Genomic DNA, 13623 nt, shown 5'->3' with positions numbered 1-13623 from the left:
TCCACAGGACTTGTTACGCAATATTGATACTATGGATTGTGAACAATTTTTGATAGCATCATGTCGAACAGCCAGGGATTGCCATCATGAAACTCGTTGTCATCAACCCGAACTCCACCGTCTCGATGACGGAAAAGATCGTCGAGGCCGCGCGTGCCGTCGCCGCGCCCGATGTCGAGATCGAAGGGCGGACCGCAACCGGCGCCCCGGCCAGCATTCAGGGCCATCATGACGAGGCGATGTGCGCGCCGCATCTGCTGCGCGAGGTCCGCGAGGCAGAAGAGGCCGGGGCCGATGCCATCGTTCTGGCTTGTTTCGACGATCCCGCGCTCGGCGCCTGCCGCGAGATCGCGACCGGGCCGGTGATCGGGATCTGCGAGGCCGGGGTGAAGGCCGCCAGCATGATCGCCACTTCCTTCTCGGTGGTCACGACCCTTCCGCGCTCGGTCCCGGTGATCGAGGATCTGGTCCGGGGCTACGGGCTCGAACATCGCTGCCGCCGGGTACGCTCGGCCGCGATCCCGGTGCTGGCCCTCGAGGAACCGGGATCGGATGCCCGGCTCAGGGTCCGCGACGAGATCCTCCGCGCCATCGAGGAGGATGGCTGCGAGGCGGTCGTGCTGGGATGTGCCGGCATGGCGGATCTGGTGGCGTGGCTGAGCGCGGAAACCGGCATCCCGGTCATCGACGGGGTTGCCGTCGCCACGAAATTCGCCGAGGCGCTTGTCGGGGCCGGGCTGAAGACCAGCAAATCCGGCGCCTATGCGCAGCCGGAAACGCATTAGAAACGAAAACACACGGGGAGAGACACCGATGACAATGCCCGAGACCGCAGCCGCGGCACCAGGCCATGTCCCGCATGTGATCGAGGAAAAGGGGCTGGGCGAGGAATCGCTCGCGCCCCAGGAGACGCGGATCATGGACCCCTGGTCCTATCTCTTCGCCTGGCTTGGGGGCTGCGTGTCGATCGGCACCTTCACCATCGGCTCGGGGCTGGTGGGCACGCTCAACCTGCTCCAGACCTTCCTGGCCATTGCCATCGGCTGCACGGTGATCGGCATCGCCCTGATGATCAACGGCCGCGCCGGCCACAAATACGGCATCCCCTTCATGGTACAGGCGCGGTCGGCCTTCGGGTTTTCCGGCACCCGCCTGCCCGCACTGGTGCGCTCGGTGCCCGCGATCGTCTGGTTCGGCTTCCAGAGCTGGATCGGGGCGGGCGCGCTCAACCTCGTCTCGGAGACCCTGTTCGGCTATTCCAACCTTTGGGTCTTCTTCATCGGCTTCCAGTTTCTGCAGATCCTGCTGTCGGTGCTTGGCTTCCACGGCATCAAATGGCTCGAGAATATAGGCTCGGTCTTCATCATCGGCTCGCTGATCTACATGTTCTTCAGCGTGATCGGCAAATACGGCGACGCGATCATGGCCAATCTGGTCAATGTCGAGGGCACCTGGGGCGCGCCGTTCTGGGGCGCGACGATGCTGTTTCTCGGGATCTACTCGACGATGATGCTGAACGTCTCGGACTATTCGCGCGAGCTGCGCCATGGCGTCGGACCGATGCGCCAGGTCACGATCTATGCCAATTCGATCCTGCCCGCGACGCTTTTCATGGGGATGATCGGGCTGATGGTCTCGGGGGCGACCGGACAGGTCGATCCGATCAAGGTGTTCTCGAGCGCGGTCGACAACAAGCTTCTGCTGGTCACCACCCTGCTTTTCATCGCCTTCGCCCAGGTCACCACCAACATTCTCAACAACGTGGTGCCGCCTGCCTATGCGCTGATGGATGTGTTCAAGCTGAAGTTCAGGACATCGGCGGTGCTGGTCGGGCTGCTCGCCTTCGCGACCTTCCCCTGGAAGCTGGTGCAGGACGAGTCGGCCGCCGGGCTCAATATCTTCATCCAGACCTACAGCGCCTTCCTCGGCCCGATCTTCGCGATCCTGGTCGTCGATTACTACATCCTGCGCCGCCAGCAGCTGAATCTCGAAAAGCTCTATGACGCGGAAGGCCCCTATCGCGGCATCAACCCGGCGGCGCTGATCGCCACGGCCATCGGCGTGGTCGTCGCCTTCGCCTTTTCCAATGTGTCCTGGTATGCGAGCCTCGTTCCGGCCGGCCTGTCCTACTACCTGCTGATGCGCTGGCTGCCCTCTGCCCGCCGCTTCCTCGACACCTGATCGCTGCGGAACATTTCTGGGAACGGGCCCCTTTCGCGGGCCCGTTCACGCCATCCCGGTCGTGCCCGTTCCCGGCCGTCCGTTTTGCTGACCACCGGCCATGTCAACCGAGGCAACCGGATGCCCCGAGCAAGGCGGGTCAGCAGCACCCAAAGCCCCCGCCCTTTAACCTGAGACATATCCGGCAGCCTTGAAGTCGTTCCAGCACTCTTGCGGTGAGAAGAGGTCACAGATTTCTGTAAGTTCTTGAAACATCTCAGTGACGTTTCGTGCGCCCATCCTGCGCAGCTGTGCTTGAATTTGGAGAATGCGATCTCGATAGGGTTCAGCTCGGGGCTGGAAGGCGGCAGGAACCAGCATCCAGCTTCGCGCATGGACGAGCTTCTTCACGCCGCGCGGGATGCGGCAGCGACCTGGGATGACCGAAATTACGACCATGCCGCATGGTTCTTCGGGACGGATCCGGCATGGCGCGGCTATGCGTTCGGATATGCGTTGGTCGGACGATACCTTGCCGAGCATCCGGCAGAGACGCCGGCCACGCTGGTTCACGCAGGGACCGAAAGGTTTCGCTACGCTCTCGAGGCGATGACCGATTAACAGCGATCGAGCAGAATGGGGTGCGCGCAATGCGATCCACCAAAGCCTCCTTACACTGATTCCAGCATGCGGGACTCTTGGCCGGGCTGCGCCGCGGCGGGCCTTCAAGGGCCGCTGCGGGCATTGCCGGCCGAGGCGCGGCCGATCGGCGGTGGACATATCCGGCAAGGAAGGCAATCCCTGCGTCGCGATGCGATGGCGATGCACTGTTCTCGGACGAAATCTCTTCCCTTCGAGGGCAGAACGCCTGCCGTCGATGTATCATGCCGATTTCGTGAGTTTTTTCGAAGTTCCCGACGCCGTATCCCGCCCGGACGGTGCGGGGAGGAAACGATCCCCCGGCCGTGGAACCCGAACGCCTCAGCAAGAACATCAAGCCTGCGGTTCACATCCAGGTTGCATCGGGCTTCCGGTGCCGCGCAGCAGCGCGATGCAATATATTTCATAACCTAGGATTTATTGACAGCCTACGAGCCGCCCCGCATCCTGCCGCCATGAAGCTGGCCCCGCCTGAGGAGAATGCGGGTCCGGTCCAGGGAGGACATCCGATGAAGACCAGTTTTGTTGCGGCGGCAGCCGCCTCTATCGTCGTGGCCAGCGCATGCGGTGGCCTGGCCCAGGGCGCAGATGCGCCGTGGGAGCAGAGCCCGTTCCACTGCGAACCGGGCGAGACCTATGTGATGAACGTCATGGTCTCGGGTGTCGAATACTGGTTCCCGGTCTATGAGATGTTCAAGCAGGCGGCGCATCAGTTCGGCTGCGAGACCGATTACACCGGCACGCCAGAATATGACGTCAACAAGCAGATCGCCACCTTCGAGCAGGCGCTGGCCAAGCAACCCGCGGGCATCCTGCTGCATCCGATGAGCCCCGATCCCTTCGTCGAGCCGATCGACCGCGCCATCGCGCAGGGCACCGCCGTCGTGACCTTTGCCGCCGACAGCCCCAATTCCAAGCGCGTCTCCTATGTGACCTCGGATAATTTCCGCGAGGGCCGCGTCGCCGCGCAGCAGATCGCCGAGGCCATGGGCGGCAAGGGCCAGTACGCCGTGCTGGAAAATCCCGGGCAGGACAACCACGACCGCCGCGTCGCCGCCTTCATCAAGGAGATGGAGGACAACTATCCCGACATGGAACTGGTCGGCCGCGCCTCGACCGGGCAGGACCCTAACAAGGCCTATCAGGCGGTGCTGAGCCTTGCGCAGGCCCATCCGGAACTGGGCGCGGTGTTCATGCCCGAGGCGTCCTCGGCCATGGGCGCGGCGCAGGCGGCCAAGGAGGCGGGCGGCACCATTCGCGTGATGTCGGTGGATGTGAATGCAAGTGTGCTCGACATGATCAAGGCGGGCGACATGTTCGGGGCGATCAACCCCAACCAGGGTGCCCAGGGCTATTACGGCTTCCTGCTGCTGTGGCTGGCCAAGCATCCCGAACTGATCGACCCGATGAACGACCATGCCGAGGCCGGGTTCAACCCGATGGGCATCCCGATGCTCGACAATGGCTATTCGGTCGTGACGCAGAAAAATGCCGACAGCTTCTACTGGGACAAGTACCTCAAGAAGCGCGGTACCCGCGGCATCGAGGGCTGAGGCCCGGACAAGAACCGCGTCAGGACCGCGCCCGCAACTCCCCCCTTTTGGCGGCGCGGTTCCTCGTCGGCGGATCGGTTTCGTCCGATCCGCCGCACCTCCCCCGCATGATCCGGAGGCCACCATGCCGCCCCTTCTGCAACTCTCCAACATCGCCAAGAGCTTCGGTCCGGTGAAGGCGCTGCGCAATGTCTTCTTCGAGCTGCGCGCCGGCGAGATCCACGCGCTGGCCGGCGAGAACGGTGCCGGCAAGTCCACCACGATGAAGATCGTCGACGGCATCCTGCGACCGGATGCGGGCGAGATCCGTATCGACGGGGTGCGGCAGCGCATCCGCTCGCCGCTGGAGGCACAGGCCTTGGGCATCGGCTTCGTGCATCAGGAGATTGCGCTTTGCCCGGATGTGAGCGTGGCCGAGAACATCTTCATGAGCGCGACCGCCACGCGGCGGGGCCTGATGGATTTCGCCGCGCTGGAGCGCAAGGCACGGACGGTGCTGGCAGAGCTTTGCGACGTGGATCCGGCCGCCAAGGTGGGCGATCTGAGCATCTCGGACCAGCAGCTGGTCGAGATCGCCAAGGCGCTGACGCTGGACGCGCGCATCCTCATTCTCGACGAGCCGACCTCGGCCCTGACCGAGACCGAGACGGAAAAGCTGTTCCGCATCGTGCACCGGCTGCGCGAGCGGGGGCTTGGCATCATCCATATCTCGCACCGCATGGCCGAGATATTCGAGCATTGCGACCGCGTCACCGTGTTCCGGGACGGGGCCTATGTCACCTGCCTCGACATTCCGCAGACCACGCCCCAGGAGGTGGTCAACAACATGGTCGGGCGCGAGATTTCCCATCTTTACCCCGACAAGGCCAGCGCACCGCCGGGACGGGCGCTGCTCGAGGTCGAGGGCGTCAGCTGCGACGTGCTTCATGATGTGTCGCTGACCCTGCGCGAGGGCGAGATCCTCGGCATCGGCGGGCTGATCGGCTCGGGCCGGTCCGAGCTGGCCAAGGCGATCTGCGGGTTGCGCCGCTGCACCAAGACCGTGCGGCTGAAGGGCGAGCCGGTCGAGATCCCCGATTTCTCCGCCGCGCTGGAGCGCGGCATGGTCTACGTGTCCGAGGACCGCAAGGGCGAGGGTTTGTTCCTCGATCTGCCGATCTCGCAGAACGTGTCCTCGCTGCGCCTGTCGCAGGTGACGCGGGCCGGCCTTGTCGACCGCGCGGCGGAGCTCGAGCAGGCGACGAGACTGGGCCGCAGGCTCCGACTCAAGGCCGGCAGGCCCGAGGACCCGCCTAGCACGCTGTCGGGCGGCAACCAGCAGAAGGTGGCGCTGGCGCGGATGCTGTCGGTGAACCCGAAGGTGGTCTTCCTCGACGAGCCGACGCGCGGCGTCGATGTCGGCGCAAAATCCGAGATCCACGCCATCCTGCGCGAGCTGTGCGACCAGGGGGTCGGCGTCGTGGTGATCTCGTCCGAATTGCCCGAGCTGATCGGGCTCAGCGACCGCATCGTCGTCCTGCACGAGGGCGAGATGACCGGCGAGCTGGGCTCTGACGAGATGACCGAAGAGGCGATCATCCATCTTGCCTCGGGCCTGCATATTCAGGGAGACGCAGCATGAGCGAGACCAGCCTTTCCGTCGGCATGACCGAGACCCGCCGCAGCCCGGGGGCCCTGCGCAGGCTGGCGGGCATGCGCGAGATGGGATTGCTGTGCATCATCCTCGCGCTCTGCGTGGTGATGAGCTTTGCCAGCCCGTATTTCCTGACCTGGTCGAACTTCCGGACCATCTTCCTGAGCTTCTCGATCGAGGGGATCGTGGTCATCGGCATGACCTTGCTGCTGATCGTCGGCGGGCTCGACCTGTCGGTCGGCTCGGTGGTCTGCCTTGCGATGGTCGTCGCGGGCAAGCTGTTCCTGATGGGGCTCGACCCCTGGCTTGCCTCGGCCGCGGGCGTCGCGGCGGCGGCGGCTGTCGGCGCGGCGATGGGGCTGTTCGTGGTGCGGGTCGGGCTGTCGCATTTCATAGCGTCGCTCGCGGCCATGGTGATCGTGCGGGGCCTGTGCCTGCTGATCACCAAGGGCACGCCGCTGTCGCTGTTCTCGCTGCCGCCCGATTTCAAGTTCGTCGGGCAGGGCAGCCTGGGCGGGCTGCCGGTCGTGGTGGTGATCTTCGTTCTGCTGGCGGTCGTCTTCGACTTCCTGCTGCGCCGCTCGGCACGGTTCCGGACCATCATCTATACCGGCTCCAACGAGCAGGCCGCCGAATATTCGGGCATCCGCACCAAGCGCGTGATCTTCTGGGTGACGGTGCTGTGCTCGACCCTCACCGGCCTTGCGGGCGTGATCTTCATGGCGCGCTTCGGCTCGGCCACGCCGCAATTCGGCGTCGGCATGGAGCTGAACGTCATCGCGGCCGCGGTGATCGGAGGCGCCTCGCTGAAGGGCGGGCAAGGCTCGATCTTCGGCGCGGTGCTGGGGGTGGCGCTCCTGTCGCTGGTGACCTCCTCGCTGATCCTGCTCGATGTCAGCGTCTACATGCAGGACATGATCAAGGGCTGCATCCTGCTCGCGGCGGTCAGCTTCGACCACCTGATGAACAAGCGCGGCAAGCGGGGCTGATCATGGACCAGCTCCAGGACATAGCGCAGATACGCCGGATCTATACCGCGCTGACCCTGCACTACCTCGACGGGCTGACCCAGGCCCAGGTGGCGGAACGGATGGGACAGAGCCATTCCACCGTCAACCGGATGATCAAGGCCGGCCATGACATGGGCATGGTGGAGATCTCGATCCGCTCGCCCTTCCAGGACCATCTCGCGCTCGAACGCGAACTGGCCGAGCTGTCGGGCCTGCGCGAGGTGGTGATCGAGACCACCGCCGCAGGCAATCCCGAGGCCGTGCTGGCCCGGGTCGGCATCACCGCCGCCGAGCTGCTGGTCTCGAAGCTCAAGCCCGGGATGACCGTCTGCCTCACGGGCGGCAAGGGCGTCAGCGCCTGCGTCGCCGGGCTGCGCCAGGTGGTGCCGCTGCGCGGCATGACGGCGGTGCCCGCGACGGGCCTCGTGCAGGGCAAGCACTATACCGATGTGAACCACGCCGCCGCCACGCTGGCGCGCGCCTTCGGCGGCGAGGCGGTGCAGATGCTCTCGCCGATGTTCGCCGAGACCGAAGAGCAGCACCGGATGATCTGCGACATGAAGACGGTCTCGCGCGTGATGGAGGCCGCCCGGGCCGCCGACGTGGCCGTCGTGGGCATCGGCGGGCTGCGCGAGAAGGCGACATCCTATTTCGACCTGCACCGCGACGTGCCCGCCGAGGAAGAGGCGCTTTATGCCTCGGGCGCGGTGGCCGAGCTTCTGGCGCATGTGCTCGATGCGCAGGGCCGCGTCACCGATTACGTGCGCAACCGGCTGGTCGTGGCGATCTCGCCGTCGGATCTGGCCAGGGTGCCGGTCAGCATCGGCGTCGCGGCGGGCCAGGAGAAGGCCGAGGCCATCTGCGCCGTGGTGCGCGGCGGTTACATCAACACGCTCGTCACCGACGAGGCCACCGCCCGCTGCGTGCTGGCGCGCATGAAGGAGGCTGCATGACCCTTTCCATCGTCCCCCCCCTGTCGCGGCCTGCGCGGCTCGATGCCATGGACGGCGCCGCGCCGAAGGTGCTGGTGATCGGCGGCGGCATCAACGGCGCCTCGGTCTACCGCGAACTGGCCCTGAACGGCGTGCCGGTGATGCTGGCCGAGAAATCGGATTTCTGCGCGGGGGCCTCCTCGGCGCTGAGCCGCATGGTCCATGGCGGGCTGCGCTATCTCGAGAACGGCGAGTTCGACCTGGTGCGCGAGGCGCTCGACGAGCGCAACCGCCTGTTGAAGAACGCGCCGCATCTGGTCGGCCCGCTGCGCACCATCGTGCCGATCGACAGCTGGGTCTCGGGCACGCTCAATGCCCCCTTGCGGTTTCTCGGCCTAAGCAAGGCGCCGTCGCGGCGCGGCGCGCTGCCGGTCAAGCTGGGGCTGTCCTTCTATGACATCTACACCCGCGGCAAGGGCGGGCTGCCGCCCCATGAATTCTGGTCCGCGAAGACGGCGACGGCGCGCTTTCCCTTCCGCCCCGGGCTGCGCTGTGCGGCCACCTATTACGACGGGCAGGTCAGCCATCCCGAGCGCGTGGTCACCGAGATCTTCGAGGATGTCGCGCGCGCCGGTTGCGACGCCGTGGCGCTCAATCATCTCGAGGTCACGAAGATCGGCCCCGAGGTCACGCTGGCCGACCGTATCGGCGGGCGCGAGATAACCCTTCGCCCCGAGATCGTGGTCAATGCCACCGGCGCCTGGATCGACCGCACCAATGCCCGCGCCGGGGCGACGGAGGACATGGTGCAGGGCACCAAGGGCGCGCATCTCGTGCTCGATCATCCCGGGCTTCGCGACATGCTGGGCGAGGACATGGTCTATTACGAGAATGTCGACGGGCGCATCTGCATCATGTTCTGCCTGCACGGGATGGTTCTGATCGGCTCGACCGACATCAAGGTGCCCGACCCCGACAAGGTCCGCTGCGAGGCCGATGAGCAGGCCTATATCCTCGAGGGTCTGTCCTGGGTCTTTCCGGGCATGACCGTGCGGCCCGACCAGGTGCGGCATGTCTTCGCCGGGGTGCGGCCGCTCCCTGTCAGCGGCGCGGGCACCACCGGGCAGATCCCGCGCGGCCATTTCAACCGCTGGACCCAGGCCGGGCTCCCGATGCTCAGCATGATCGGCGGCAAATGGACCACCTTCCGCGCCTTCGGCGAGCTGGCGGCGGATGAGGTGATGGCCCGTCTGGGTCTGACGCGCCGCACCGGCACCGGGGATCTGCCGATCGGCGGTGGTGCCGGCTTCCCGGCCGATCCGGAGGCCTGGTGCAAAGAGGCGGCGGCGGCCTCGGGGCTTTCGCAGGTGCGCGTCGCGACGCTGCTGACGCGCTACGGCACGCTGGCGGGTCAGCTGGCACAGAGCTTCGCCGGGGAACGGGAGCTGACCGGCCTGCCGGGCTATTCGGATGCCGAGATCGATTACCTGATCGCCCATGAACAGGTCGAGACGCTGGCCGATCTTGCGCTCCGCCGCATGGTGGTCGCGCTGGCGGGCGGGCTGGATGCGGCGGCGCTCGAGGCGCTGGCGGACCGGCTGGCAGCGGCCAGGGGCTGGACCCCGACCCGCCGCGAGGAGGAGTTGCACCGTTTCCGGGTCAGGCTGGCAACGGATCACGGGGCCGACCCCGAGCGGATCGGCCTGCATCGCAAAGGGGAGGTTGCGGCGCAATGACGGGATATCTCATCGGCGTGGATGCCGGGAACACGATGGTGAAGGCGGCGCTGTTCGACGCCGGGGGCAATACGCTTGCCGTCGCCTCGCGCGGCTCCGAGACGCTGCAACCGGCGCCGGGCTTCGTCGAACGCGATCCCGAGGGGCTGTGGCAGGCCGCCAGCGGCGCGATCCGCGACTGCCTTGCGAAGGCCGGGATCGGCGGCGCCGAGGTGCTGGCGGTGGGCGCGGCCGGGCATGGCAACGGGCTTTACCTGCTCGATGCCGAAGGGCGCGGGCTGATCGGCATCCAGTCGATGGACAACCGCGCCGAAACGCTGGCCTCGCAGATCGCGGCCGAACATGGCGACGAGATCCTGTCGCGCGCCCAGTCGCGGCCCTGGCCCGCGATGACCCCGGTGCTCTTGCGCTGGATCGCCGAGAACCGCCCCGAGATCATGGCCCGGGCCCACAAGGCGCTGCTGTGCAAGGACGTGATCGTGCACGGGCTGACCGGGCGCATGGGCTCGGAGGTGTCGGATCTTGCCGGGGCCGGGCTGCTGGCGCTGCCGGCGCTGGATTATGACGGCGCGCTGCTGCGGCTCTATGGCATCGAGGGGCTGAAGCACATCCTGCCCGAACCCGCGCAAAGCGATGCGGTGGTCGGCCATGTCACCGCCGCTGCCGCCCGGGCCTCGGGCCTTGCCGAAGGCACCCCGGTGGTGGGCGGGCTCTTCGACGTGCTGGCCTCGACGCTGGGCGCGGGCACCTCGCATGCCGGCGAGGCCTCGATCGTCGCGGGCAGCTGGTCGATCAACCAGGTCTTCGCCGAACAGCTGCCGGCAGAGCCGCGGGCCCTGCTTGCCAGCGTGCTGGGGCGTGACACCTGGGTCAGCTGCGAATGCTCGCCGACCTCGGCAGCCAATCTCGAATGGTTCGTGCAGACCTTCCTCGCGGATGAGGCGAAGGCCACCGGAGAGGATCCCTTCGCGCTCTGCAACCGGCTTGCGGTGGGGTCCGATCCCGAAAAGGACCTGCCGGTCTTTCATCCCTTCCTCTATGCCGGGCCCGTGCCCGGGGCGCGCGGCGGCTTCAGCGCCATGGGCGCCTGGCACAGCCGCGGCGACATGGTGCGCGCGCTTTATGAAGGCGTCGCCTTCGGCCACCGCGCGCATTTCGAAATCCTCGACCCCGACCGCCGCTTCCGCTGCGCCACGCTGTCCGGCGGCGCGGCCAAATCCGAGCTCTGGGCGCAGATCTTCGCCGATGCGCTGGGCATGACGCTGCGCCTGTCCGACTGCGCCGAGACCGGCGCGCGGGGGGCTGCCATCGCCGCGGCCATCGGCGCCGGGCTCTTCGCGGATTTCAATGACGCGACGCGGGCGATGGCCCGGCATGTCGAGGAAATCACCCCCTGCCCGGCCGCCCAGGCGCAGCTGGACGCAAGATACCGGCGCTGGTGCGCCTACCGCGATGCACTCGGGGCGGCCTGGGCGCCGCCCAAGGTGCTTGGCTTCGACGCCAGACAGACACAGGAAAGGACATCACATGGCTGATCTCGACGACATCATCGACGGCAAGGATTTCGGGCTGACCACGCCTCCGAAGAACGAGCCCTTCTTCCTCAAGGGCGCGGGCGCCTATGACTGGGGCATGCAGAACCGGCTGGCGCGGATCTTCCGCCCCGATACCGGGCGCACGGTCATGCTGGCCTTCGACCACGGCTATTTCCAGGGGCCGACCACCGGGCTCGAACGGGTCGACCTGAACATCGCGCCGCTGTTCGAGCATGCCGATGTGCTGATGTGCACGCGGGGCATGCTGCGCACCACCGTGCCCGCCTCGACCCGCAAGCCCATCGTGATGCGCGCGTCGGGCGGCAACTCGATCATGTCCGAGCTGTCGAACGAGACCATCGCCGTCGACATGGAGGACGCGCTGCGGATGAACGTCGCGGCAATGGCGGCGCAGGTCTATATCGGCGCGGAATTCGAGCATAAATCGATCACCAACATCATCAACCTGATCGACCGGGGCAACCGCGTCGGCATGCCGACCCTCGCGGTGACCGGCGTCGGCAAGGACATGGCCCGCGACGCGCGCTATTTCGGCCTTGCCACCCGCATCGCCGCCGAGATCGGCGCGCAATACGTGAAAAGCTACTATGTCGACGAGGGCTTCGAGAGGGTCTGCGCGGGCTGCCCGGTGCCCATCGTCATCGCCGGCGGCAAGAAGATCCCCGAGGCCGAGGCGCTCGAGGTGGCCTACAAGGCGATCGACCAGGGCGCGGCAGGCGTCGACATGGGCCGCAACATCTTCCGCGCCGACGACCCGGTGGCGATGATCCAGGCGGTGAGCGCGGTGGTGCATGAGCTGCTTCCGGCGGCGCAGGCCTTCGAGATGTACAACGATCTCGCCACCCGCAAGGCGGCATGACGTCGATGACTGACGAGGCCGATACGCTGCTGGCGCAGCGGGTCGAAAGCTCCAGACAGCTCGGGGGAAACCCCGAGCTGGCGATGCATGGCGGCGGCAACACCTCGGTCAAGGTGATGCGCGAGGGCAGACGGGTGCTGCATGTCAAGGGATCGGGCTGGGATCTGGCGACGATGGAGCCGCAGGGGATGCCGGGGCTCTGGCTCGACCCGCTGTTCGCGGTGAAGGACGGCGCGCGGCTCAGCGATACCGAGATGGTGCGTTTCCTGCGCTCGCATCTGCTGGACACGTCCGCGCCCAATCCCTCGGTCGAGACATTGCTCCATGCCTACCTGCCCGCGCGCTTCGTCGATCACGGCCATGCCTCGGCGGTGCTGGCGCTGGCCAGCCGCCCCGAGGCCGAGCAGCGCGAGACTTTGCGCGCGCTCTTCGGCGACGGGCTGGTCTTCCTGCCCTACGTCTTCCCCGGCTTCGATCTGTCCATCGAGGGCGCCCGTGCCGCAGAAGCCCGGCCGCAGGCCTGGGGGATGTGGCTGGCCCAGCACGGGCTCTTCACCTGGGGCGATACGGCAGAGGAAAGCCTGACCCGCTTTCGCGATGCGGTGGCCGTCTGCGAGGCCCATCTTGCCGCGCGCGGCTCAGCCCTGATGCCGCCGACCCCGCGCAGGGGCAATGGGGTACTCAAGGCGCTCGTTCCCCAACTTCAGGCCGCGCTGCCCGACCTTGCCTTCACCGCCCCGCGCGGTGCGGCCCCGCTGGCCGCGCTTTCCGGGCGGGAGGGCATGGCCGAGGTCGTCAGCCGGGGAACGATCACGCCCGATCACGTCATCCGCATCAAGCCCTGGCCGCTGATCCTTGCGCAAGGGGTGGATGCCGCCGGTATCCGCACGGCGGTCGCCGGTTTCGGCGCGGCCTACGAGCGCTATTTCCAAGAGCATTCGGACGGCACGCAGATCATGCTCGACACATTGCCACGGGTGGTCTTCGTGCCGGGCGCCGGCGTGATCGGTCTGGGACGCTCTGCCTCCGAGGCCCGCATCAACGCCGATCTCGCCGAGCAAAACCTGCGCGTCGCGGCGTCGGCCGAGGCACTGGGCGGCTACCAGCCGCTGCCGCGTCCCGAACAGTTCCTGATCGAATACTGGGAACTCGAGCAGGCCAAGCTGCGCAAGTAGCGGGGGGCGTCATTACCCAAAGGGGAGAGCGGGAGTCGCTTCGGAACACCTGAGGCCCGGCCCGGAGGCCTGCCGAGGCCCGCTCTCCCCCGCCATCGCAAGAAGACCGGCTCGGGCCATGATAAGACGCTCTCGCGGCTCGGGGCGCCGGGCATCCGTCAAGTACGACACGCGCAGTTACAAGCGGTGAAACCGGCTCGAGTTCATGTGCGGCAGACTTAAGGATTGGCGCCGCGCAGCGACCCGGTCCGACCGCTGTCCCAAGGTCTTCCCCTCAATCATCGCTCTCGCCCCGGCCGCGCCTTCCTTCAGTACGCTGATGATCTCGTATCCAAGGACTTACACAGCC

General features: G+C 66.7%; 11 protein-coding genes. All 11 read left to right on the top strand.

What is annotated here, in order from left to right:
- Nucleotides 1–86 precede the first annotated feature (86 nt).
- The 11 genes from ACK8CO_RS13230 to ACK8CO_RS13180 all read left to right on the top strand — a co-directional run bounded on the left by ACK8CO_RS13230 (nucleotide 87) and on the right by ACK8CO_RS13180 (nucleotide 13274).
- Complete coding sequence (locus ACK8CO_RS13230; RefSeq protein ID WP_414896915.1) at nucleotides 87–785, top strand: aspartate/glutamate racemase family protein; 699 nt, start codon at nucleotides 87–89, stop codon at nucleotides 783–785.
- A gap of 28 nt (nucleotides 786–813) precedes the next feature.
- The gene (locus ACK8CO_RS13225) at nucleotides 814–2181 is read left to right on the top strand and encodes an NCS1 family transporter (RefSeq protein ID WP_080617424.1); all 1368 of its coding nucleotides are present in this window, start codon (nucleotides 814–816) and stop codon (nucleotides 2179–2181) included.
- Between the two features lie 372 nt (nucleotides 2182–2553).
- Nucleotides 2554–2781: a DUF2268 domain-containing putative Zn-dependent protease gene (locus ACK8CO_RS13220; RefSeq protein WP_080617425.1), complete on the top strand. Its 228-nt coding sequence runs from the start codon at nucleotides 2554–2556 to the stop codon at nucleotides 2779–2781.
- Between the two features lie 548 nt (nucleotides 2782–3329).
- The gene (locus ACK8CO_RS13215) at nucleotides 3330–4373 is read left to right on the top strand and encodes a substrate-binding domain-containing protein (protein WP_414896914.1); all 1044 of its coding nucleotides are present in this window, start codon (nucleotides 3330–3332) and stop codon (nucleotides 4371–4373) included.
- 124 nt (nucleotides 4374–4497) lie between these two features.
- Nucleotides 4498–5994: a sugar ABC transporter ATP-binding protein gene (locus tag ACK8CO_RS13210; protein WP_414896913.1), complete on the top strand. Its 1497-nt coding sequence runs from the start codon at nucleotides 4498–4500 to the stop codon at nucleotides 5992–5994.
- Entirely contained in the window at nucleotides 5991–6995 is a 1005-nt protein-coding gene (locus ACK8CO_RS13205; protein WP_080617428.1) for an ABC transporter permease, read from the top strand. The genes ACK8CO_RS13210 and ACK8CO_RS13205 overlap by 4 nt, the downstream gene beginning before the upstream one ends.
- Nucleotides 6996–6997: 2 nt before the next feature.
- The gene (locus tag ACK8CO_RS13200; protein ID WP_414896912.1) at nucleotides 6998–7969 is read left to right on the top strand and encodes a sugar-binding transcriptional regulator; all 972 of its coding nucleotides are present in this window, start codon (nucleotides 6998–7000) and stop codon (nucleotides 7967–7969) included.
- A complete protein-coding gene (locus tag ACK8CO_RS13195; RefSeq protein WP_414896911.1) occupies nucleotides 7966–9684 on the top strand; it encodes a glycerol-3-phosphate dehydrogenase/oxidase in 1719 nt (572 codons plus the stop codon). Before ACK8CO_RS13200 ends, ACK8CO_RS13195 begins: the two co-directional genes overlap by 4 nt.
- Nucleotides 9681–11219, top strand: a complete 1539-nt coding sequence (locus ACK8CO_RS13190; RefSeq protein ID WP_414896910.1) for an FGGY-family carbohydrate kinase — start codon at nucleotides 9681–9683, stop codon at nucleotides 11217–11219. Before ACK8CO_RS13195 ends, ACK8CO_RS13190 begins: the two co-directional genes overlap by 4 nt.
- Nucleotides 11212–12099: a 3-hydroxy-5-phosphonooxypentane-2,4-dione thiolase gene (gene lsrF, locus ACK8CO_RS13185; protein WP_414896909.1), complete on the top strand. Its 888-nt coding sequence runs from the start codon at nucleotides 11212–11214 to the stop codon at nucleotides 12097–12099. Before ACK8CO_RS13190 ends, lsrF begins: the two co-directional genes overlap by 8 nt.
- Entirely contained in the window at nucleotides 12096–13274 is a 1179-nt protein-coding gene (locus ACK8CO_RS13180) for a class II aldolase/adducin family protein (protein ID WP_414896908.1), read from the top strand. Before lsrF ends, ACK8CO_RS13180 begins: the two co-directional genes overlap by 4 nt.
- Nucleotides 13275–13623: the final 349 nt, after the last annotated feature.

This window comes from Rhodovulum sp. HP10, assembly GCF_047553435.1.
Taxonomy (GTDB): Bacteria; Pseudomonadota; Alphaproteobacteria; order Rhodobacterales; family Rhodobacteraceae; genus Rhodovulum.
Note: the sequence above shows the minus strand (reverse complement) of the source record. Positions and strands in the feature narration are given on the sequence as shown.